Here is a 21,148-nt window from a genome sequence, read left to right on the forward strand (position 1 = left end):
TTAACGTCTTCTTAGAAAACATTTGAATAAAATACATTTAACTTAGAAATACAACTATTATTTGAAATGTTAAAGACAATAATGTCCACAAACTTAAAGACATTAGACGTTAATTCAACTCTAAAAGATGCCGTAAGTCTAATGATTACCACAGGTGTAAGGAGAGTACCTGTAACAGTCGCAGGGAACATAATAGGAGTTATCTCAGCCAGAACTGTGATCAAGGAAGCCTTAGGCAAACAGAACTGGACCGAAGAAAAACTCTCGGATATAGCGAAACCTGCAATTAGTGTAGACCCCGAGACGTCATTTAGGGAAGCTGCAAAACTCATGGTAAGGCTCGGAATAGGCTCTCTAATTGTGAAAGGTCAGGGAATAGTTACTGAACGTGACTTAGCTAAGATTATTCCTAGAGTAAACATTCCCGCAATGGCTATAGGGAGTAGCAACGTGCTAACATTGAACTCCGACTCACTTGTTACTGATGCAGCAAAACTAATGGTTTCTTTAGGGATATCCCACATACCCGTGATCTCTGGTTCTGACATCATAGGAGTTGTATCGCTAAGGGACGTACTTAAAGCGTTAAATGAGAACGCTATGAGTAATAAGCTGGGAGATTTAATAGGTAAACAGCAATTGGTTTACGCTGACGAAGATGCTACGGTGGCGGATGTAGCGAACTTGATAACCATGAAGAATGTAGGGTCGGTGTTACTCTTCGATGGAGAGCCAAAAGCCCCTAACTTGAGGGGCATCGTCACCGAGTGGGATCTCGTGAGGACGTACGCCAGTATGGTTAGAGCTCATGTGTTGGTTAAGGCTGAAAGTAGCAAGATAAGGGGAATCGCAGCAACACTAATGGCGATGCCTAGGGTTTATGATGTTGCAGTAGTTTACGGACCCTACGACTTACTCATAACTATCGACGTTGAAGATCCTGATCTTGTCGCTACTACAGTACTTAACTCTATAGCTAGCTTGTCCGGGGTCAAGGAGACTATGACTTTAATTGAAAGTGAAGTTATATGATTTTTCCATCAGCTTTGTTTATCGTTTCACTCCTTAACTTTCTACTATTCTCTTTCTGAGTATCAGAAGGCGTTTCAGTACTTCAGATTTAACCTTCTTCCACTCAGTTACGTTAGCCCTTATCTTCAGGGAAAGAATCACGTGCTCCTTATCGCTCTGTTCGCTCAGAAACGGTCCCTCTATGATTTCGTAACCTTTTAAAACCTCAACTATTTGTTGTTCTATCCTTTCTAAGTCCACTTTATATAGGGGAAATTCGACCCTGATACTAATCACGAAATCCTTGCTGTACTTTGAAGTGTAATCGATAACACTTGATTCCAGTAAAATGTAATTGGGTATCCTAATCTCCCTACCATTCTCTAGCAATATACGCGAAAAGAACAAGTCTATCTCCACCACATCCCCTTCAATCCCTTGTTCGATGAAGTCCCTTGAGAAGTACTTGTATTGGGGAAAGAGGACTGGTGTATAGGTAATTTTAGTACTCATTATTCTCACGTGATCTCCGATTGAGATGTAACCAGTACCCATGATCAGTAATCCGGCGAAGAAGTTCTGTAACACGGGTTGTAACGCTAGACCTATTACTAGACCGGCGAAGGTTCCACCTGCAATCGCCTCTGCTGAGGTTACTCCGAAAATCGAGAAAGCTACTATGAAAATCACGATGTAACCTAAATACTTCACTACATTAGGAACCACGATCGATACGTTACCCTTCCCCTTCAATATATCCCTTAAACCGTCCGTGATAATTATTAGGAAGTATAACCCGCTTATTACCACACTAGCTACCTTAACCAGCAAAAGGAGTTGTGAGTTTGATACGAACAAAGACATAACGTAATTTACGGCGAAAAGAACGACGACAAGAAGTATACCTATGAGAAATTTCTTGTAAAATGCCATGTCTCATAATTTTTCTACGATAATTTAAGGTTAGTCATATCTCCACCTGGTTTGCTTGGCCAACTCCAAGACCTCGAAGTAAAAGAAACCAAATATAAGGAATAACGCTAATACGTAATTAATTACGGGTGAACTCGTCTCTACTATTGAGTATACTAGGACTATGATACTGACAAGGAGAGCGGTAAATGATAAAGATAAATCTGCCCAACTCCTTTTAATAGCCCTCCTCAGCAATGATATGTCAGCGGAGATCGATATTAACAAATAAGTAAGCATAGAGAATTCTCCCAGCAAGTCGAAAGTTGTATAAACGCCCAAGAAGTGAATTAGGGCGAACAGTAATACAGAGTAAAACATTATCGAAGCCAACTCGGCGTTTAACGGTCTGCCGTTTGTTAAGTAAGATAAACTAGTAGGAACCATCTTCCTAATCCCCATTGCATAGATTACTCTCGACATAGCGATCACGTAAGCAATCCCACCTAATATTCCTCCATTTAATGCTGAGAAGAAGAGATAGGGAAGGAGGAAACTTACGTTCTCCTTCAGGATCATCACGAAATCAGTCCCGTATAGTGAGGTCGCGTAAAATAACAAGGCTGAAAGTAACCCACCGGTTAGAATAACGCTAACCGTAACAATCCCCAGTGTCTTTTTCGCGTCTTTTACCTCACCTCCCATGGGACTTATGTTTCCGTAACCAGAGGGAACTCCTATGGCAAATAGTGTGACCAGGAAGATATCTTGAGGGATCATGAGCTGAAATGTGTGATGAGGTTTCATTAAAAGTACTACAGAGCTAATCACGATTGCTGTTATCTCGGCTACGGATACGAACTCAGAGTACTTCACGGAGACGTTAAGTCCCTTAAGTATTAGAAAAGAAGAGAATGCAATTATAGGTATACTTAACACGTCGTCTGGCAGTAATTGAGATGTCACACTTTTCAGTATGTATATAGAACCAGCAATTAGTGTCCCCGCGTAAGTAAAAGCATACATTAGGAATATCCATCCGGTTACCAAGCCCAACCTCTTTGTGAGAGAGAAATATGCGTAAGTGAAGTAACCTCCTTCGTCGGAAAAGTCGGATGAGAGTTTGTACACCACTAAACCGTTTAGTAGAACTATTAGCGTGGCTATAATAGTCGCTATGGGGAGAAAAGTCCCTCCCATTTGCAGGGCAACTGTTCCGTAGGTTATCATAGACGTAAAAGGGGCTTGTCCGCCGAAGGAAAGAGAAAAAGCTTCGAAAGAGTTTAACCCCTTCCTATTCATTACAGACCTTCTGTTTATTCTTTACGTCGAATAATAAAAAAATGACTTAGAGTGTGATGTAAATACGACGCGACCTAGTCTGCGAATTACAGGTATCAAAAGGCTTATTATTATCTTCAGTCGTTAAGTCTATTGTGGAATCGGAATACTTGTTCGCTCTTCTAGAAATATTTATATTAATTTTTGTTGCTGAGATAGTGAGGAGTTATATGGGAAGATACGGTTTACCTCTCATTGTGGGGGAGATCATAACGGGGATCGTATTAAGCCCCTACGGATTTGGCGAAGTCTTTAACAGGATTTTGAACATGCCTTTGTTTACCATTAATGATTACTTATCCTTTTTAGCAGAATTCTCCATGATTCTGCTCATTTATTCTTCAGGACTTGAGCACGGGATGAGCACCTTAAAAAGCTCCGGAATTTATGGTATACTAGGGGCTCTTTTCGGAGCTTTAGTACCTTTCCTAGTCTCTCTGGCACTTCTCCCTTATCCACAGTCGTTGATTTTAGCCGTTTCGGTGGGTGCAACGAGTATTGCAGCAGTTTCATCAATATTAAAGGAGAGGAACGTGGAGGGAAGTATTTCAAACTTCATTACAGTGGCCTCAGCTGTTGACGACGTCGTTGATTTGCTATTACTGACTGTGGCACTGTCCCTGATCTCGGGGGAGAAACCTTCATTTCTGTCCGTTACAAAGACGATCGTTTTTTACATAGTAATAGGGGCACTAGCTTTCGCCTTAGCTGTAGTGATTTTACCCAAGTTAGCTGATAGAATAGGGGAGAATTACGTAGAGGAGTTTCCGTTTATATCACTGTTTGGGTTAGTGTTTATCTTGACTACTGTAGGATTTTCTCCGATTGTACCAGCATTCCTTACCGGCATTGCACTCGCTGAGAGTAAGAAAAGAGAGGAGTTCCTGAGGATTTCCGAGTCTCTCCTTGCAATTTTCGGCTCCCTCTTCTTTGTTACAGTAGGTTTTCAGCTTAATATCCAGAACATAACTTTCAACGGAATGATTCTCGGCCTAGAACTCTTCGTGATCGCAATAGTCTTCAAAATAGTAGGCGTCTTTCCGTTCGCTTACTTGCAAACAAAGAGCCCGCGGTCGGCGTTCTTGATCTCGGTCGGAATGACACCGAGAGGGGAGACGGGTATAGTAGTAGGTTCTTTAGGACTCACATATAATATACTCAACACAGATGGCTACTTCGCCGTAATTTTAATGACTCTTTTCACCACTATTTTTGGAGCCTTACTCTTCTCATACTTGTCGAAAGAAGTTAAATAACCACGAGAATTCTTCATATGAACTTAAACACACATATAGCCTTTGCCTTAGCTGTAGGTTTAGTACTCTTTCATAATGACTTGTCACTCGCCGTGTTAGTAGGTATTGGTGCTGCCTTGCCTGACCTGACAGAGAGTACATTTTTACTAGAAGAGCGATATTTGCAAGGTATCAGCTGCACAGAGCTTTATTCCACAACTTGTTTTTCGCTTCGGCCGTTACACTTTTCAATCCTTACCTCGGTTTAGGCGTGTTTTTGCACATGTTTCTGGACATGTTAACCTCTCCTACAGATAGGGGAATCGAGTTATTTTTTCCTCTGGGGAGGTTAGTAAAGGGTATTAAAATGGACTACGAGGGGAGAGTAAGGACTTCAGGAGGGATAATGTGGCTTTTGAAGACCCAATAAGACTGATAAATCGGACGGCGGGTGTAGGGTTAAGGGAGACTGTTAAAATGCCTTGGCTGAGAGTCTACGGATCTTTCAAGAACAGTGGACTCGCGGATTTGGACTATATTATATTTCAGTTTTTTATTCATTCAGCTCTTCGAGATCAATGATTTACTGAACTGGTGGATACAGTTCCTCTCGACTGTTTTCCTTTATTACAATAGGAATAGTGTTGTTCTACGGTATAGGGGAGCTGTGGAGGAAAAAGTTACAATTCAAAAACGTTACAGATAACCAAAAACTGGCAATAATATCCGGTATGACACTAGGAGGTCTGATGATCATATATCAGGGGCAATCACTTTTTATGCCAGTAAAGCTTACAGCTTACGAAGTCAAATAATTGAGTCAGCAATAATTTTGTTTACACTAGGTGTTATAGCAGGCTTATTACACGTGAGATTGAGATTTAGAGAAATAGTGATGTAGTCTGGAAATTTTTCAAAATAGATTGCTCTTATTCTTCTAATCTATTTTCTTTCTTACACATGATTTTCTATTTCTGTCAAGGGTAAAGATGATTTATCTTACTCTCCATGACTATTTTTAACCAATTGATTAAGCGAGCACTTACCCCTTCCTTAACTGAAAAATAGTCTACACATTTTTAACTTATTTTTGCAGAAAGGGGTTAAGGGGGCGGAAAGCCTCTCCGAGGTGATGGATAATCCCCTTATATTTTGATATCGTTTTACCGAGATATCCTTTAGTGGTGCTAACCGCACTCCTCCTTAGCTTAATTAGACTGAGGAAGGAACATCTAAAATCTCTTTAAAGGACTAGATGTCACGGATGATAGTCCCCCTTCAGATGAAGGAATTCTGGCGCCTTCTACTGTACACCAAAAGTAGTCCCGAACCAATGAGGAGAACGATTAGGGGAAACTTCGTCCTTCCAGGATGGGGGAGACGTTAGTCTTTATACCCTAATCTGCAAAATAATATGTGGCCAACTCTTGATATTCATGTTTATTTGCCGTTGTCAGCAGCTTCCGATAAACCGTGAATTTTATGTCATTTGATATCATTTAACATTGCTAACTATTCCTTAATGAAAATTTACAAGCTTTTTCAGTTGATGTTGACATGTAGAAGAGAGCCCTACGATGAACCCGAGGGGCAATGTGAGGGGGAGGATGGGTTCAATGAAGCTCCCTAAGTCGTGGCCGGGAGTTCACACTCCCTAACCTAGGCGTGGGGAGCCGGACAAGGGGAATGAGGACGAGAGGTTGAATACAAATTCATGAAACCTCAATGAAAGTCCGACTCCTCTCTAGGTATACTCTATTTTTATCTTGGGTTTTTCCTCGCTGAGAATCTTCTTTATCGCCTCGTCCCCTACTATATTTCCGCACTCTGCACTAACTATTTTGCCTTTCCGTAACGTAACTTTGCACTCATCAACAGTTATCATTATTTCTCCGTCATAATCCTTACTTGCTTCTATCTGGTATTCCAAAATTTGCCTCATGTTCAAACCTTCACTCCTTCCCTTATACTTGTCCTCTAAATTCTCCGCGAACTTTCTCAAAAAAACTTCCATCGGAGTTCCCGCAAGCCTCTCTAGAGGTCCTGAGTACTCACCCTTTACAGATATATCTACGTCTCCGTTCCTTCTTGGAAATACCTCTACGGTGAAACGAAAGTAAGCCTTGGGAAACTTCATTACTCCCTCATGTACTACTTTATTAAGTCCTATTTTCCTCCTCATATGAAACTTAAATGACATGAAGACACGGAACTTAGCAATGTAAGTGTCTTCATTCTCCATCTCTATGTCCTTTAGAAACATCCACCATTCCTTCAAGTTCCTCAAGTCATAAACATCCTGAAGTATTAGCTTCGCATCAGTGTGGATCGTAAGCATTATCTGTCTTTCGATCATTATTAATTATATTTACGTTAATTGTATTTAAAATTTTCCCTGATTTAAGATACATAAAAAAGTTATGTCTCAATAAAAAATTAAAGGAAAAATGAAAAAACTTAACGTTAAGCTATCTTAGTTTCCTCAATTAAAATCGTGTTATTTGTCTCTTTAAGAGGTACTATAGCTAAAGCTGAGATTGAACCCCAAAACTACCAGAAATGTTACTATAGAACATTACGGTAATCATATAGTATATGTACTAAATCCTGTATAAATTTCTCCTCCCTAACAATATGAATTCTACGTAAAAAGAAGTATCTTTTCTCTCAGCTTATATTCTTCCTAACTTTATGTCAGCTCTCGAAACATAGACCTTAAGCGTTTCCTATTTTATACTTTCTTGCGGTAGATAATCTTAACGTAGTGTATAAAGAATAATCTATTAGTAGCCATCATGATAATCTGTTGTCGTTAGAGACGTTAACATTTATTAGTCTCCAACCTATCGTAAACCTTACAAATGGTCTTTCGTTTACAGAAACTGGGGGGTTAAGGGGGCGAAAAGCCTCGCCGAGGTGATGGATAGTCCCCTTATATTTTGATACCCCTTTGCCGAGATAATTTTAGTAATGTTGATGATGCTCCTTCCCAGCTCGATTGAGGGCTTAATGGGATTGTAGAAGTGGAAACTATTATCTCTCTTTCCTTGACGGGACTAAAAGTAATGGATGAAAGTCACTTCATTTCTTTAGTGGAGATAGTTCTCTGAGCCTCTTTACTGCCCACCAAATGAGGGATGTGATAGCGAATCGATGAGGAGAACGATGAGCCCCCTGAAAGGAAAACCTCGTCCTTCCAAGGCAGAGAAGTACTCAGCCTTTCTACCATAAATTATAGTTAAAATGAAATGTATGTGTATATCCAACAAGTTAATGCTTTAACTTTTTACCGGCTCAATTATCGCATGAAAAGGAAGTTATCCCTCCTTGAGGCTACTGCCATAGGTCTCGGTAATATAATCGGTGCTGGTATATTCGTTATGGCTGGTAGCACTATAAACCTTGCTGGCCCGGCTGCACTGTTCTCCTTTATAATTACGGGATTACTTGCCATGAGTATTGGTTTGAATAGTGCAGAACTCGCTTCAAAGTACCCCGATACTGAGGGAGGAGTTTACTCTTTTGCAAAACTAACCATGGGAGACACTGTGGGCTTCCTGGTGGGCTGGATGAGAATGATTTCATATTCCGTGTCTGGAGCGGCTACAGCGTTGGGATTTGCGAGCTACCTTCAGATACCCAAGCTTACATACGTAATTGCGGGAACTGTCATTATAGTTTTGGGTGGAATTTACTTAGCAGGATTGAAACTTGCTTCCAAGATAGAATCGATATTGGTCGTAATTAACATGGGCGGTTTAGTTCTATTTATCGCTTTCTCGTTATTATCGGGGAAGTTTGACATATCTCACTTTACGCCTTTGGTTCCTCATGGCTTAAACGGAATTCTAACCGCCTCTTCGTTGGCATTTTTCGCCTACTCTGGATTTAACACCATAGCAACTTTAACCCCTGACGTGGAAAACGGAGACAAAAACATCCCTAAGGCAATAGTACTGTCCTTAGTCATAACTTCGGTGCTTTATGTCCTTGTGGTGTTTTCCATGTTGTACTTACTGCCTTGGCAAGTTTACGGTACGCAAGGAAACCCGCTAACTTTCGCTTTACAAGAAGCTAAAGCCCCGTTGTTTGTGGTCTTAGCTGTTTCTACTACTGCTATTATTGCTACGCTTACTGTAACCCTATCTACAATAATCGCTACAGTGAGAACTTTAAAGCAAATGGCTATGGACAACTTAATACCCTCGAGACTTTCGATAAATGAGGCTTTACCGACTCTTATTGTAGTATCAATCATGATATCGTCTTTGAGTCTTGGCAACGTTGAAGCAATCGGACTTGTCTCTAACTTCGGGACTGTGTTTTCTTATCTTACTACAGCTATGGCTGTAATAATATCTAGGAGAAGGGGCTTTATCGGTTCGTTTAAAGCACCTTTTTACCCAGCGTTACAGATATTTTCTATTTTATTGTCTATAGTCGTATTGATCGCTTTAGGTGAGGAAAGCCTGGTTTTAGGCGTTTTGTCAATATTGATAGGGTTAATTATTCACGTAATTCACGTAGAAATAAACTTGGTAGAGAAAGGCAAAACTCTCAACCCCCATGGTAAAATCGGGAAACGCAAAGCAGAGTAATATGATGATTGGAGATCTATCAGCTTTGTTAACTACAGCGTAAAAAGAGGTCGTGTTCTCTTTTTTAACTATTTTTATCTAAAAAGAAAATTTTATTCTTTATCATGTTCAATTATGTCAGTGATATATTTTTGTTTATTTTCAATATGTTAGAAATTTGTTATGACACATTTTTAATAATGTGGGCTATAGTTGAGGGCCTTCCAGAACGGCTTACCACTAACAGCACAAACGACAAACTTCACCATATGGTACTTCAACATGGATGGTTACTCTTCTAATCCATTTAACCCATCTAATTCGTCACACCCTAAGGTCTCTTCATTTCATCACTTCCGCTAAATACTTATGCAATTAATCCCTCAAAAACATTGAGCGTAAGTTCAAACCTCAGAAGTTAGCTGTCTAACGTTGCCTACCCTCCGCCCTTAATAATCTCTAGCTTTATTATAATCAAGGTTTTTAGTTCCTGAGTACGAGACTTAAATAATGCAATCATTACTTAAAGTAATAGTTGGCTTAACGATGCTTTTAGGAGCGATAGGCTTAGACTACTTGGGGGCGTCATTACAGAGCTTGTCGATTATAGTTATCTCGATGATAGTGTCAATAGCTGGTGCATTGGTGGGTATAAGAGGTTTATTAGAGTTTTTAGGAGAGAGATTTTCTCGTTAATAAAGCCAGCATGCTACGTAGTGGTCTTGATCTATTTCCTTCAGTTCGGGTTCCTTTTCTTTGCATCTATCATGAGCGAATGGACATCTGGGGTAGAACACACAACCTTTCTCCGGTCTCACTACGTCTATTTTTATCTTTATCTCCTTGGGTTTATCCCTTAATGACGGGTCGATTTTGGGATAGGCTTCAATCAGGCTCTGAGTGTATGGGTGCAGGGGCTTCTTTATAACGTCACTGGCTCTACCGATCTCTACTACTTTCCCTAGATATAGAACTGTGATTTTATCTGAGATTATTTTAGCTATCGGTAATTCATGTGTTATCAACATGAAAGATATACCTTTTTTCTCCCTAGCGTCCTTTATTATCTTTAGTATTTCGCCTTTCAGTGAGGCGTCTAACATGGTAGTAGGCTCATCAGCAACTACGTACTCAGGGTCTACGATTATTGCCCTGGCTATGCTAAGCCTCTGTCTCTGTCCACCTGAAAGCTGATAGACTCTATTCTCTAATAACTCCAGCGGTAGTTCTACTAAATTCATTGCCTCCTTGATTTTCTCCTCAATGTTCTCCTCTTTTCGGTATTTTAACGGCATAGCCAGAACGTCATACACTCTCATAATTGGGTCTATCGAAGAATAGGGATCTTGATAAATCATCTGTGCGTATCTTCCTACTACCTTAACCTTACTTTTTACTACGTTTATTTCCTCATTGTCAGTTTTGATGTAAACTTCCCCTTCTGTGGGTTTCTGAAGACCTAAAGTAACCCTCCCTAACGTAGTTTTACCAGAACCGCTCTCACCCACTACTCCCATAATCTCCCTTTTCTTAATTGTAAGCGTCACACCATCTAACGCTTTGGTCAAGTGCTTCTTACCGAATATCCTACCACCAGTAGCGAAATAGACTTTTAAGTTTCTCACTCTAACCCTATAATCCTCAGTAGAGCCAACAGGCAACCTCGTCACCATCTGAGAATTTTTTAAATTCGGGTTCTTCATTGAAACATACGTCTTTAGCAAAGGGACATCTAGTGTTAAATCTACACCCTTTAGGGGGGGTTGAAAGGTCTGGCATAAAGCCAGATATCCCTTTTATTATATCTTTATCTAACGTAGCTATAGACTCTATTAGTAAGGACGTGTAAGGGTGTCTGGGTTTTTTAAATATAATCTCAGAGGGACCGCTTTCCATAATTTTACCTGCGTAAAGTATATAATTTCTGTCTGAGATTTCAGATAATAACGCTAAGTCATGTGTTATGAAAATTATAGATAAATTCAGATCTTTTCTAAGTTGCTTTAGTAAATTAAGAATGTATTCTTGGACTACTACGTCTAGGGCAGTAGTAGGCTCGTCAGCTATCAGAACTTCAGGGTTAAGTGCTAACGCCATGGCTATAAAAGCCCTCTGTTTTTGCCCTCCAGATAACTCATGAGGGTACTTCTCCGCCAATGATGGATCCAAGTTAACCATCTTAAACAACTCTTTAACCCGTTCATCATAGTCTCCGTTCCAACCGTGAATTTTCAAAACCTCTACGATCTGATCTTTTATCTTAAAAACTGGCGTAAATCCAGACATCGACCCTTGAAAAACCATCGATATCTTTTTCCACCTGTAATTTCTCCTGAAGGTATCCTCATCCAGATCTAAGATGTTCTCGCCCTTGAAAAGTATCTTGCCTCCTTCAATTTTTCCAGGATTAGGTACTAACCTCATTATCGCGTATCCTATAGTGCTTTTCCCCGAACCGCTCTCCCCGGCAAGTCCTACAATTTCTCCTTTATCCAAGTTCAAGTTAACGTCATCCACTGCCCTTACGACACCCCTCCTAGTATAGAAATAAACTTTTAAGTTCTGTACCTCTAATAGCATTTTATCTCTCCCCTAAAGTAATCCTTTCTACTGCGAAACCTATTAGAACGAAAGGAACTGCCACTACCACTATCATAAGGCCAGGGAACACTACCCACCACCACCAACCGTTCACTTGGGCTTGATACGTTTCCGCTTGATCTAAAATACCTCCCCACGTTACTATATTAGCCGGAGCTATTCCTAGAAAAGCTAGAGTTTGAGCAAGCAATATACCGGCAGGAACTCCCAATGCCATGTAAGCTACAGTTATCGGTATCAATCTTGGCATAAAATGAGTAAAGAATATTCTATAGGAAGGTATGCCCAAGAGTTTGTCCACTTCAACGTAACTGTTAGATTTGATCGATAGCGCCATAGACCTCGCAATAATTGCGTAAAAGGGCCACGATAGGAAGGAGATTAACAGTCCTTCCAATTCGAGGTTAGGCTCTGTGACAAAGGATACTGCGACTAAAAACGGGAGTGCAGGCAATGCCAGAAACACCAATGTTATCCACTGAATAACGGAGTCTTTAGTACCGCCAAGATACCCTGATATACCACCTACTACAATCCCGACCACTACGGAGACAATCGAAGTTAAGGCACCTATTTCTAGTGCATCGGGAAGCCCTAAAAGCACGCCTAGATCTATGGGCTTACCAAAGTAATCTGTACCCATGAGTCCGTAAGAATTACCTAATAGTAAAATTTTGGTTTTGGTTACGTTCATCGGTTTCGCAGATATGACTTCTATTTTCACTATGTATTTGCCGTCCTCGGTCACTGTTAAGTTAGACTTGGGCGAGTTAAACAGTGCGGTGGATAATGTAGTAGCGTTTACTATGTTGGGGGCTTTACCGGTGATCGACGATATATAATTTAGAATGAAACCTTGTATAGCCGTTAAGTCAAAAGGTACGTTAAAATACGAATTAGGCACTTGGATCTGAATTGTGCTACCGTCGGGTTTATTCCAATAGACTACTTCCTCAATCGGCGTACTGTTGGTAGAAATTATGAAGTAGACGTTGTAAGCCGGAAACGACTTAGTCCAGTTAAACGAGAACGTGATTAAAGCTATGTAAATGTCTTTGGCTGGTGAATACTCTGATATGTTAGTTGGGGACAACTGCTCGGTCGTGAAATACTTATTAGGATAGAAGATTCCTAGCCACGCCGGGGGTACGTGTTTCGGATACTCACTCCATGATGCAGGATTATTCCACGACTCATACACTTGGGCAGGTACTGATAAGGCAACTACGGTGAAAACGAGCAAAATTAAAAGTATTATGATCCCGGTTAGACCCATTTTATTGTGTAAAAACTCTCTCACATAACTAGAAATACCAACTTCATATTTACTCAAATTTATTCACCTGACCTTATTCTCGGGTCCAGAATCCCGTAAACTAACTCTCCTAAAAACAAACCCAAAAGTAAGACTATCGTTAAGACGTAAGTAACTCCCAATATTACGGGCAAGTCGTTTAATGTTATTGCAACGTAAGTCAATAAACCTATCCCCGGCCATTCGAATACTACCTCCGTAGTCAGGCTACCTCCCAATGAACCGGCAAGAGCTAAGATAGCTTGTGTAGTTATTGAAGGAGAAGCAGTTCGTAAGACGTGTTTGAATAGTATCCTAGATTCTGGTATACCTCTTGCTTTAGCTGTGATTACAAAATCCTCCTTCATTATAGAGGCAACCAAGCTCCTAACTATATAGGCAAAACCACCCACATTCACTATGAATATGGTGATTAGAGGAAGAGTCATATGGTATATCACGCTTATTCCATAGTCAAAGGGGTTTTTCGGTGGTGGAACTGATGTCATTCCCCCGGGCGGGAAAACTTTTACTCCATAAGCTAAGGCAGCTATTAAAACAAAGCCTAACCACCAAGTTGGTATGCTGGAGTGGACTACCGCTATTATGGCAATTATTTTATCCCATACTTTTGATTTAGCGGAGAGTAGTCCTATGATAGTGCCTGCTATTATAAATATGATAGTCGCCGTCGTGAAAAGGAGTACTGTGTTGGGTAAATAGTATGCTATTATACTACTAACCTCTCTCGAGCCAGATGGTGCTTGGATAAAATAAGCGTTACCGAAATTAAAGAGTATGAGATTATACATTTGTACAAAGTATTTAGTAATAATAGGCTGGTTCAACCCGTATGCAGAAATTAACGTTTCCTTGTACCTTTCAACAATAAGTTGAACTTGAGTGGAGTTTAGATGGTGAGAATTTTTTAAAAGAGTCTGAGTAAATTGTGCCACTTGAAAATCTATACTTTTAGATATGACTTCCTGCAAAATTGGAAAGGTAAATATGTAGAGAATAGACAGTGTTGCAATTAGAACGGAAAAATAAATGATTGCCTTTTTTAGGACGAATGTAAAGTACGCCATTTAGAAACCTCACTTCCTCCTTCTTAATAACGCGACAGCCGCTATCACTATTATTATTATCGCTATCACAGCTCCTATGAGACCTACATTAATACCACTCGACGTCGTGGAGGTGGCACTTGATGAACTGGTCTGAACTGATGTCGTACTTAAATTAGCTGTTGTGGTAGACGAAGTCGTGGTAACAGGTGGTAATACGACTAGAGAAACTTCCATTGGATTTATCAATATCGAAGTGTTTTGATACGCCGCTATTGTTAGAATATAAGAGCCAGATGACAAGTTCTTCGGTATATTGAATGTGAACTGACCTTGGTTGTTAGTCATTTCTTGCGTCGAGAATATTATGGATCCGTTAGGATGTAGTAATTCGAGATACACCGTCACATTAGCTACCGGACTTGCTTGGGTACTTCCCGCTGGAGTTCCCCTCACCGTCCCGTTCAATACCTCTCCTGCCGTTACTGTAGGTGGAACATTAAATGATATTGAGTACGTCATCGGGATTAACAATGCTTGTTGCGGTGGGACGAGGTGGAAGTACGGGTTCTTAACTATCTTTGCAAACGGTGGGGAGGCACTTGGGTTCCAAGCTACCAATATGAACGGTCCGTCACCAATTAGAGCGTTATCGTAAGTCTGGATGAAAGATATTGCAGCTTTGTAACCAGATATCGCTTGTTGTTGAGTTACTAGTGTAATATTACTTAATTTTTCTATTTGTATTAAACTGTTCGGTATGTAACCGCTTGTGGAAGCGTTTTCTAAGGCTGAAAGTATATAGCCTACGTCAGTGGGGCTTACTAAGTTTAACCAGTCAATTCCTTTAGATTGTGCATCGCTCTGTGACCACGCAGCCTTACCTTCAGCTACAACATCCTTCATACCAACATACACTTGCCACGGGAAGTAACCTCCACCAGCTAATGCATAACCTAACGGATTGAATGAACCAAATAAGCTTACTGCTGCCTCTGTTGGGTCGAAGAACCAATCGTTACCCCATATTTCTATTGCTGTAGAGTTAATTATCTTAAATCCTTTAATCGTCTGTAGTGAAGGACCGTAGGCGGAACTAGTAACAGAGTCGTAAATTGGGTTGCTGGAGTTCAGCGACATTTCTGACGCTATGATGTATTGGTATATTATGTCCGCTAAAGTTATGTTTTGCCCGTCGGCCCATTTATCATTATTGAAGAGAGGTGCTAAATTGTAGATCACAGCCATCTGTGCAGTTGTATTTGAAGGAACATATGTTACTTGTTGTTTTGCAGGGTTCCACCATAAAGCGTTGGAAGGAACCGGTACCACAGCATTGGGAGTCATGTTTACAATCTTAAATGAATAGATGTAAGGAACTGGATATCCTGATCCGGGTACTGTTAAAGCAGCTGGGGTAAACAGAGCTGTTGCAATCTCGTCCGTGTAAGCATCGGTGAAACCGGCACCAGGGTTAGCAGCTCCTTGGGTTAAATACCTAACACCTATAGTCACGTTCGGGTAGGAGCCGTTAACTATAGAGAGATAAGTCTGGAAGTTTAATAAGCTACCCTGAGCGTAATTGGGGTAAACACCGTTAATGTTAGACAATACGTACTGAGGAGTCAAGCTAATTCCCAAACCTATTCTTACTGACATGTTGATTCCGACGTTAACTATATCATTAACTAACTGGTAGTACTGAGCAGCATTGGTGAATTCACTTTGAATAAGTGTTAAAGACCAGTTGTCGATTTCATTTGCCTCTTTAAGTAGAAGAGGAGACTCATACTTACTATCGTTGAAGCTACCAAATGATAATCCATAATATGAGGTGAAGGGGGCAGAACTACCTAGTGTGGAGTAAAGCCCTTCAATTAACCCAGCATCATAATATCCGTAAGTGTCTCCCCATGCTTCTATGAGAATATCCCATGTAGTATTAGCTGGATCGCTTCCGTAGACCATTGATATTTCCTTTTGCAAATTACCTTGTATCTCCTGAACTGTAAACCCTAGTTTTTCTAGCTGACTAATGAAATATTCAGCATATTCACTCCTCACTGTGGCATCGGTCCTTACGAAAACATAAACCGTAATGGGTTTCCCGTCGTAGTACCATTTACCATTAACGTATTGAGCACCGTGTGCGGTCAACACTTTATAGATCGTCTCATTAGCGTAGGTGAAATTATAATGTATGTAAGCGTATTTAGCTAGAGTGTTCTGTATGTGTAACACACATTGTTCTCCGGCGTATAAAGTTATCGAGGGTATTCCGTATCCGTGAAGTATATTATCCACAAAGAAGGTCCTGTTAACTATGAAGTTTAATGCAAATCTGACTTCTTGGAACTGGAACGGGTTAAATCCAAATGTTGTATTTAAAGGATTTACCAAGACGTCGTAGTAAGTAGCCGGCATTAAATATGCCTTTGCCCCCGGTGGTAGGGAGGTGTACTCCGATGGGGGAACTGAGTATGCGTAAAACGCTATCTGACCATGTTCAAACGCTAATATACCGTTCGCATCATCACCGTTATACGAAATGAAGGTTATTGAAGTTGAGGCAGGTATTGAAGTTGGTTGAGCCAAGGCTGTAATTGTACCTAACAACATTAGGATAAAAATCGGTACCGAGATCCATCTCCTAATCCTATAAGACTGTCCCAATTTATTCACCTTACAATACTTAATTTACTTTAAAGAAATATAAACTTTTATTGATTGAGTAAAGGAGGTATGAAATCATCTTTAGTTTTTTAAAAAAAATGAAATTATTTGACATTGTTTTTAACTGGTTATTAAATAAAACTCGCTAGTACTATAAAAAATTTTTATTACGTATTGTCCCACATCTCTTACCCTCTAAGGTATACTCCCGACTATGTCGACTACTTTTCCTTCGTATATAAACCCGTATATAGTACTTTATGGCTTAAGTTAGTGAATATGGGACAAATGTACGTTATTCGCGCTACCACTAACTGGGTTTCCTGAATACGACTTCTATTGATAACGTCTATTTATTTCTCGATTGATTGTAAGTAAACGATCTCTATAGAACTATTTAAAATGTTTCTTTCAATGCACCAGCAGTGTGGACAACAATTTCATTCATTTGAAATATTTACATTTATTATCACCCCCTTATCTAACAAGTACGTTGGGGTGTAAAGGAAATATTAGGAAGAATGTTGATAACCACCTAGTTATTGTGATTGTCAGTATTCCAAGGGAAGTGGAAGTCCATTGATGCAAGCCTATGTTTTAAGCTTCTGAACCCTTGTTCTGCGTAATCCCTCTCGTTGAACGTTACCTTCTCGTGTTCTACGTTTAACCATGTGAAGGCGTTGTATGCAGTTGCCCCATCGTGCAAGTAACTTATCCACCCTCACTTTAAATATTCCCCTTGCCACTTCCTCAGCCCTCTTCATACTTGCCAAAACTGCCAAGACATGTACCCCACTCCTAACGCTAGTAACCATGAAGAAGGGTATTCCCTTGGTTTTTACATCCCTAACGATCCACACGTAATAGTACTGACCATTAATTAGCCTCACCTTAGTCTCATCAATAGCGTAAACACCACTCAATGGCACAGCATACCTCACGTAACTCAACCTCCCATGATAGTAAAGCAGAGTAGAGTGGATAACACGACCCTCCAAGTGGATAACCCAGAAACTGGTTAGCCAATGCATAGGCTAAGGTATCCCTAGAGTAAAACCTAGGGCTAAGGTTAATATACTGCATTAAAATTAGTATAATTTGGGTGAGCACGGGAACCTTCCATCTAGTTTCCAAGTGCTCACCTCCAAGTAATACCTCCCGTGCTCACCCTAAAAAGGTATTATCATTAACGTTCTACTAATAAAGCACAAACAATTCAAATAATTCATTTTATATTAACAAAATTGTTGTCCACACTCCATTTTTTCCTTAATACCTTTATCAAAAGGCAATTATTTATTCCATTAGTTCAAAATAAATGGTTATGATCAGGCTGTCTACTGGTATTCATGAATTTGACAGGCTTATCGAGGGAGGCATTCCGCAGGGGTTCTTTGTAGCTTTGACTGGTGAACCCGGAACGGGTAAGACAATCTTCTCCCTCAGCTTTATACACGAAGGACTTGTCCATGGAGAGCCTGCAATTTACGTTACTACGGAAGAGAGCAGGGACTCCATAGTCAGGCAAGCCAAGATGTTTAACTGGGATCTCGAAGAATATATTGAAAAGAAGTTGATAATAATTGACGCGTTAATGAAGGAAAGGGAAGACGAGTGGTCTTTAACGGAGTTAGAACCTGAGTCACTAGTCCAAAAAGTGATAGAGGCTAAGCAAAAATTAGGCTCTGGGTGGGCTAGACTAGTGATCGATTCAGTATCTGCACTTTTCTTAGATAAACCGGCAATGGCAAGAAAAATAAGTTACTACTTGAAGAGAGTACTTAACAAGTGGAGGTTTACAATTCTCGTTACGTCACAATACGCAATAACTACGTCCCAAGCTTTCGGATTCGGAGTTGAACACGTAGCTGATGGGATTATCAGGTTCAGGAGAGTAATAAGAGATGGAATGCTACATAGATATGTAGTTATAGAAAAGATGAGGCAGACAAATCATGATAAGTATGTTTGGGAAATTGACATAGTCCCGGGAAAGGGCATAGTCCTCTTGGGGAGAATAAACGAGAGGAGGGAGGACTATGCTTTACCAAAAAAAGTAATGGACAAGATAAAGGAAGCAAACAAGGACGAAAGCGACATTCAGTAGTTACCACTTTCGAATCCTGAAAGTTACAAAGAAAGGGGTTAAAAGGGCGGAAAGCCTCGCCAGCCGGGATGGATAGTCCCATGTTTAAATACTCCTCTATCAAAATTTCTCTTAGTGATGCTAACGACGCTCCTCCTCAGCTTAATGGTACTGTGGGAGGAGCAAGCAGTGACGCCTCTTTCCTTCAAGGGACTAGAGCTCGACAATGAAAGTCCCCCTTGTGGGGGATACCCCCACACCCCCGATGCTATTTTCAAATGGGAGTGGTTCTCTGAGCCACTCGACTGCCCACCAGATGTAAACCCGAATCGATGGTGGGAACGATGAGGAGGGAACCCTCGCTAGCGGGGAAGAAGTCAGACCAAACCAGTCTGCCTTTTTACTTCATCAACTATCATCGGTAGGACTTTTTCGACGGAGTCTCTTATAACGACGTCAGCAATAAAGTCCAGAGGCGTTTCCTCCATGTTTAGGATTATTAGTTTACCTCCTCTTTCCTTTACGACTTGCGGAACCAAATTTGCTGGATATACAGTCAGAGAGGAACCTACCACTAAAGCCAAGTCCGAATCGTAAGCAATTTGTAATGCGTAATTTATCTCCTTAACTGGTTCCCCAAAGAGTACAACATCAGGTCTAATAATCCCACCACATGAGCACTTTGGAGGAAGTTCTCCCTCGTCTATTTTCATAAGAACCTCAGACGAATCGTAAGACCTGAAGCAAGAGGAGCAAAAGCTCCTCTTCATAGTGCCGTGAAGTTCTATCACGCTTTTTGAACCAGCTTTTTGATGAAGACCGTCGATATTCTGTGTAATAATGTACTTTATTAGCCCCATCTTCTCGAGTTCAGCTAAAGCAAAATGCGCAGGGTTCGGCTTCGCTTCAAATAGCCCCCTCATTCTTGTCGAGTAAAACTCCCAGAAACCTTTGGGATCCCTTTCAAAGTACTCTATACTCGCCAGCTCAGGGGAGTATTTTTTCCAAAGACCGTTAGGCCCTCTGAAGTCCGGTATACCCGAAGCTGTACTGATGCCAGCTCCGGTGAAAGCTATAGCATTTACTGAAGACAACAACATATCAACTACTATGTTTATTTTTTCATTCTCCATCACAAAAGATTGTAAAGAAAAAGTAAAAAAAGTAAAGCGAGAGAAAAAAGTGAGGATAAATTAAAAAAAGAAAAAGTTATGAGGTTATAGTAAAGCTCGCTACTGCTTCCATATCGGTAGATATTGCTGGTGTGTATAATTTCACGTAATAGTTACCGGGGGCTAAGTGTACTCCTTTTATTAGTAAGTGGAACTGTCCTTCACTTCCCAATATTACTACGAATCCCGAATACCAGTTAACGGTGTCCTTTTTATTCGCGTTCCACGGGGCTTGTATTATTTTCACGGTATCGTTAGATATCTGTGAAGAGTTTAGGAACATCATAAACGTGTGATTTGTATTGTATATCTCCATCAGTGGAGCGGAAGCCGGGTAAGCGTCCGGACCATCGATATCTGTTATGTTCATTATAAGACATAGACCCTGAGGTGTATTATAAGCGTCTATATAAGTGATCTCTAGTTTCGGTAATTTTGAGTTATTTACTAGAGGCCCTACTACGTTTCCATAAGCCCACTGACCAGTAGCTAGTATCCAGCCCGCTACCAAGATACTGAAAATTAAGCCAAGAACAACTACTTTTTCCATACTTTTCACCACAGTTTAATCCACTTAAGTATCGGTACGTTAGCTATCGGTCTATCTCCGAACTTCTTATAGAGGAAGTGATCTAATCCCCATACTCTTCCGGCAGCTGTTAACATTAGTACTACTGAACCTGCTGTTAATAGAGCACCGATTTGCCACTCGTCCTCGCATGTGGAACCTAACCAGTATGCTGGAGCGAAACCCACAGACATTGCTAGAGCGCCTAGTGATGCCAATCTTGTTAACAACCCGATCACTATCATAATCCCCACAAGTAGTTCGACATAACTGAAGACAGTGAGGAATGTTACGTCTAATGTTCTGTTCTCTAGAGTCATTAGTAAGAGAGGCTTAAACGGACCAGCGTGTGGCAGGAAATTCACTAATTTTCCTCCCACGAATGAAGATGAGTTAGGGTCTAACTTTTCAGGCTTTAGTACAGCCTTCCTTAAACCACCGTCTAAAAACATCCAACCTACAGCAAAACGTATAGGCCATATGTATTCCATTCTCGTTGAATTTCCTTCATTTAACTCCGTTTTAGCCATCCTTTCAACTCACCTATTTCAAATTGTTTAAAAAACAAATTTAAGTTTTTCTAATAAAAAGTAATAAATCTTTTTAATCTT

19 protein-coding genes and 1 pseudogene are annotated in these 21,148 nt (G+C 40.4%); 8 read left to right on the plus strand and 12 right to left on the minus strand.

Annotation, left to right across the window (positions count from 1 at the left end):
* The first annotated feature begins 66 nt into the window (after positions 1 to 66).
* The gene (locus WIW89_RS09160) at positions 67 to 1,032 is read left to right on the plus strand and encodes a CBS domain-containing protein (protein ID WP_337720528.1); all 966 of its coding nucleotides are present in this window, start codon (positions 67 to 69) and stop codon (positions 1,030 to 1,032) included.
* 33 nt (positions 1,033 to 1,065) lie between these two features.
* On the opposite strand, the gene WIW89_RS09165 is transcribed toward WIW89_RS09160, so the two are convergent.
* Complete coding sequence (locus WIW89_RS09165) at positions 1,066 to 1,944, minus strand: mechanosensitive ion channel family protein (protein WP_337720529.1); 879 nt, start codon at positions 1,942 to 1,944, stop codon at positions 1,066 to 1,068.
* 30 nt (positions 1,945 to 1,974) lie between these two features.
* Positions 1,975 to 3,225 carry an APC family permease gene (locus WIW89_RS09170; RefSeq protein WP_337720530.1) on the minus strand — a complete coding sequence of 417 codons (1,251 nt, stop codon included), beginning with the start codon at positions 3,223 to 3,225 and terminating at the stop codon, positions 1,975 to 1,977.
* 134 nt (positions 3,226 to 3,359) lie between these two features.
* Here WIW89_RS09170 and WIW89_RS09175 point away from each other — a divergent pair, with 134 nt between their 5' ends.
* The 3 genes from WIW89_RS09175 (at position 3,360) to WIW89_RS09185 (ending at position 5,314) form a co-directional block, all read left to right on the plus strand.
* On the plus strand, positions 3,360 to 4,520 hold the full coding sequence (locus WIW89_RS09175) for a cation:proton antiporter (protein WP_337709291.1): 1,161 nt from the start codon (positions 3,360 to 3,362) through the stop codon (positions 4,518 to 4,520).
* 199 nt (positions 4,521 to 4,719) lie between these two features.
* The gene (locus tag WIW89_RS09180; protein ID WP_337709289.1) at positions 4,720 to 4,929 is read left to right on the plus strand and encodes a hypothetical protein; all 210 of its coding nucleotides are present in this window, start codon (positions 4,720 to 4,722) and stop codon (positions 4,927 to 4,929) included.
* 214 nt (positions 4,930 to 5,143) lie between these two features.
* A complete protein-coding gene (locus WIW89_RS09185; RefSeq protein ID WP_337709288.1) occupies positions 5,144 to 5,314 on the plus strand; it encodes a hypothetical protein in 171 nt (56 codons plus the stop codon).
* Between the two features lie 929 nt (positions 5,315 to 6,243).
* Here the strand turns inward: WIW89_RS09185 and WIW89_RS09190 are convergent.
* The gene (locus tag WIW89_RS09190) at positions 6,244 to 6,855 is read right to left on the minus strand and encodes a hypothetical protein (protein WP_337708057.1); all 612 of its coding nucleotides are present in this window, start codon (positions 6,853 to 6,855) and stop codon (positions 6,244 to 6,246) included.
* A 949-nt stretch (positions 6,856 to 7,804) separates the two neighbouring features.
* Here WIW89_RS09190 and WIW89_RS09195 point away from each other — a divergent pair.
* Both WIW89_RS09195 and WIW89_RS09200 read left to right on the plus strand, forming a co-directional pair.
* The gene (locus WIW89_RS09195) at positions 7,805 to 9,097 is read left to right on the plus strand and encodes an APC family permease (RefSeq protein ID WP_337720531.1); all 1,293 of its coding nucleotides are present in this window, start codon (positions 7,805 to 7,807) and stop codon (positions 9,095 to 9,097) included.
* Between the two features lie 489 nt (positions 9,098 to 9,586).
* Positions 9,587 to 9,772, plus strand: a complete 186-nt coding sequence (locus WIW89_RS09200) for a hypothetical protein (protein ID WP_337709283.1) — start codon at positions 9,587 to 9,589, stop codon at positions 9,770 to 9,772.
* Here WIW89_RS09200 and WIW89_RS09205 read toward each other — a convergent pair.
* The 6 genes and pseudogenes from WIW89_RS09205 to WIW89_RS09230 form a co-directional block, all read right to left on the minus strand.
* Entirely contained in the window at positions 9,769 to 10,749 is a 981-nt protein-coding gene (locus WIW89_RS09205; RefSeq protein WP_337720557.1) for an ABC transporter ATP-binding protein, read from the minus strand. The two genes, WIW89_RS09200 and WIW89_RS09205, sit on opposite strands and share 4 nt — an antisense overlap.
* The gene (locus tag WIW89_RS09210; RefSeq protein ID WP_337703131.1) at positions 10,718 to 11,656 is read right to left on the minus strand and encodes an ABC transporter ATP-binding protein; all 939 of its coding nucleotides are present in this window, start codon (positions 11,654 to 11,656) and stop codon (positions 10,718 to 10,720) included. The genes WIW89_RS09205 and WIW89_RS09210 overlap by 32 nt, the downstream gene beginning before the upstream one ends.
* A 1-nt stretch (position 11,657) precedes the next feature.
* A complete protein-coding gene (locus WIW89_RS09215) occupies positions 11,658 to 13,010 on the minus strand; it encodes an ABC transporter permease (RefSeq protein ID WP_337720532.1) in 1,353 nt (450 codons plus the stop codon).
* Between the two features lie 2 nt (positions 13,011 to 13,012).
* Positions 13,013 to 14,059, minus strand: coding sequence for an ABC transporter permease (locus tag WIW89_RS09220; protein ID WP_337720533.1), 1,047 nt, complete (start codon positions 14,057 to 14,059; stop codon positions 13,013 to 13,015).
* 9 nt (positions 14,060 to 14,068) lie between these two features.
* On the minus strand, positions 14,069 to 16,657 hold the full coding sequence (locus WIW89_RS09225; protein WP_337720558.1) for an ABC transporter substrate-binding protein: 2,589 nt from the start codon (positions 16,655 to 16,657) through the stop codon (positions 14,069 to 14,071).
* Between the two features lie 494 nt (positions 16,658 to 17,151).
* Positions 17,152 to 17,794 (minus strand): annotated as a pseudogene (locus tag WIW89_RS09230) (IS6 family transposase).
* Between the two features lie 241 nt (positions 17,795 to 18,035).
* On the opposite strand from WIW89_RS09230, the gene WIW89_RS09235 reads away from it, so the two are divergent.
* Positions 18,036 to 18,818: a KaiC domain-containing protein gene (locus WIW89_RS09235; protein WP_337720559.1), complete on the plus strand. Its 783-nt coding sequence runs from the start codon at positions 18,036 to 18,038 to the stop codon at positions 18,816 to 18,818.
* Between the two features lie 117 nt (positions 18,819 to 18,935).
* The gene (locus tag WIW89_RS09240; RefSeq protein ID WP_337720534.1) at positions 18,936 to 19,145 is read left to right on the plus strand and encodes a hypothetical protein; all 210 of its coding nucleotides are present in this window, start codon (positions 18,936 to 18,938) and stop codon (positions 19,143 to 19,145) included.
* A 29-nt stretch (positions 19,146 to 19,174) separates the two neighbouring features.
* On the opposite strand, the gene cobB is transcribed toward WIW89_RS09240, so the two are convergent.
* The 3 genes from cobB to doxD form a co-directional block, all read right to left on the minus strand.
* Entirely contained in the window at positions 19,175 to 19,930 is a 756-nt protein-coding gene (cobB, locus tag WIW89_RS09245; protein ID WP_337720535.1) for an NAD-dependent protein deacetylase, read from the minus strand.
* A 76-nt stretch (positions 19,931 to 20,006) separates the two neighbouring features.
* Positions 20,007 to 20,519 (minus strand): TQO small subunit DoxA domain-containing protein, encoded by a 513-nt coding sequence (locus WIW89_RS09250; protein WP_337720536.1) that lies wholly within the window; start codon positions 20,517 to 20,519, stop codon positions 20,007 to 20,009.
* A 5-nt stretch (positions 20,520 to 20,524) separates the two neighbouring features.
* Entirely contained in the window at positions 20,525 to 21,067 is a 543-nt protein-coding gene (gene doxD, locus WIW89_RS09255) for a thiosulfate:quinone oxidoreductase large subunit (RefSeq protein WP_337720537.1), read from the minus strand.
* Between the last annotated feature and the right edge of the window lie 81 nt (positions 21,068 to 21,148).

Origin of the sequence: Stygiolobus sp. CP850M (genome assembly GCF_037389425.1) — an archaeon.
Taxonomy (GTDB): Archaea; Thermoproteota; Thermoprotei_A; order Sulfolobales; family Sulfolobaceae; genus Stygiolobus.

Excerpts from the sequence above, each read along its gene's own strand:
- WIW89_RS09160 (WP_337720528.1), top strand. The coding sequence starts at position 67 with ATGTTAAAGACAATAATGTCCACAAACTTAAAGACATTAGACGTTAAT.
- WIW89_RS09165 (WP_337720529.1), bottom strand. The coding sequence starts at position 1,944 with ATGGCATTTTACAAGAAATTTCTCATAGGTATACTTCTTGTCGTCGTT.
- WIW89_RS09170 (WP_337720530.1), bottom strand. The coding sequence starts at position 3,225 with ATGAATAGGAAGGGGTTAAACTCTTTCGAAGCTTTTTCTCTTTCCTTC.
- WIW89_RS09190 (WP_337708057.1), bottom strand. The coding sequence starts at position 6,855 with ATGATCGAAAGACAGATAATGCTTACGATCCACACTGATGCGAAGCTA.
- WIW89_RS09195 (WP_337720531.1), top strand. The coding sequence starts at position 7,805 with ATGAAAAGGAAGTTATCCCTCCTTGAGGCTACTGCCATAGGTCTCGGT.
- WIW89_RS09200 (WP_337709283.1), top strand. The coding sequence starts at position 9,587 with ATGCAATCATTACTTAAAGTAATAGTTGGCTTAACGATGCTTTTAGGA.
- WIW89_RS09205 (WP_337720557.1), bottom strand. The coding sequence starts at position 10,749 with ATGGTGACGAGGTTGCCTGTTGGCTCTACTGAGGATTATAGGGTTAGA.
- WIW89_RS09210 (WP_337703131.1), bottom strand. The coding sequence starts at position 11,656 with ATGCTATTAGAGGTACAGAACTTAAAAGTTTATTTCTATACTAGGAGG.
- WIW89_RS09220 (WP_337720533.1), bottom strand. The coding sequence starts at position 14,059 with ATGGCGTACTTTACATTCGTCCTAAAAAAGGCAATCATTTATTTTTCC.
- WIW89_RS09225 (WP_337720558.1), bottom strand. The coding sequence starts at position 16,657 with ATGTTGTTAGGTACAATTACAGCCTTGGCTCAACCAACTTCAATACCT.
- WIW89_RS09235 (WP_337720559.1), top strand. The coding sequence starts at position 18,036 with ATGATCAGGCTGTCTACTGGTATTCATGAATTTGACAGGCTTATCGAG.
- WIW89_RS09240 (WP_337720534.1), top strand. The coding sequence starts at position 18,936 with ATGCTAACGACGCTCCTCCTCAGCTTAATGGTACTGTGGGAGGAGCAA.
- cobB (WP_337720535.1), bottom strand. The coding sequence starts at position 19,930 with ATGGAGAATGAAAAAATAAACATAGTAGTTGATATGTTGTTGTCTTCA.
- WIW89_RS09250 (WP_337720536.1), bottom strand. The coding sequence starts at position 20,519 with ATGGAAAAAGTAGTTGTTCTTGGCTTAATTTTCAGTATCTTGGTAGCG.
- doxD (WP_337720537.1), bottom strand. The coding sequence starts at position 21,067 with ATGGCTAAAACGGAGTTAAATGAAGGAAATTCAACGAGAATGGAATAC.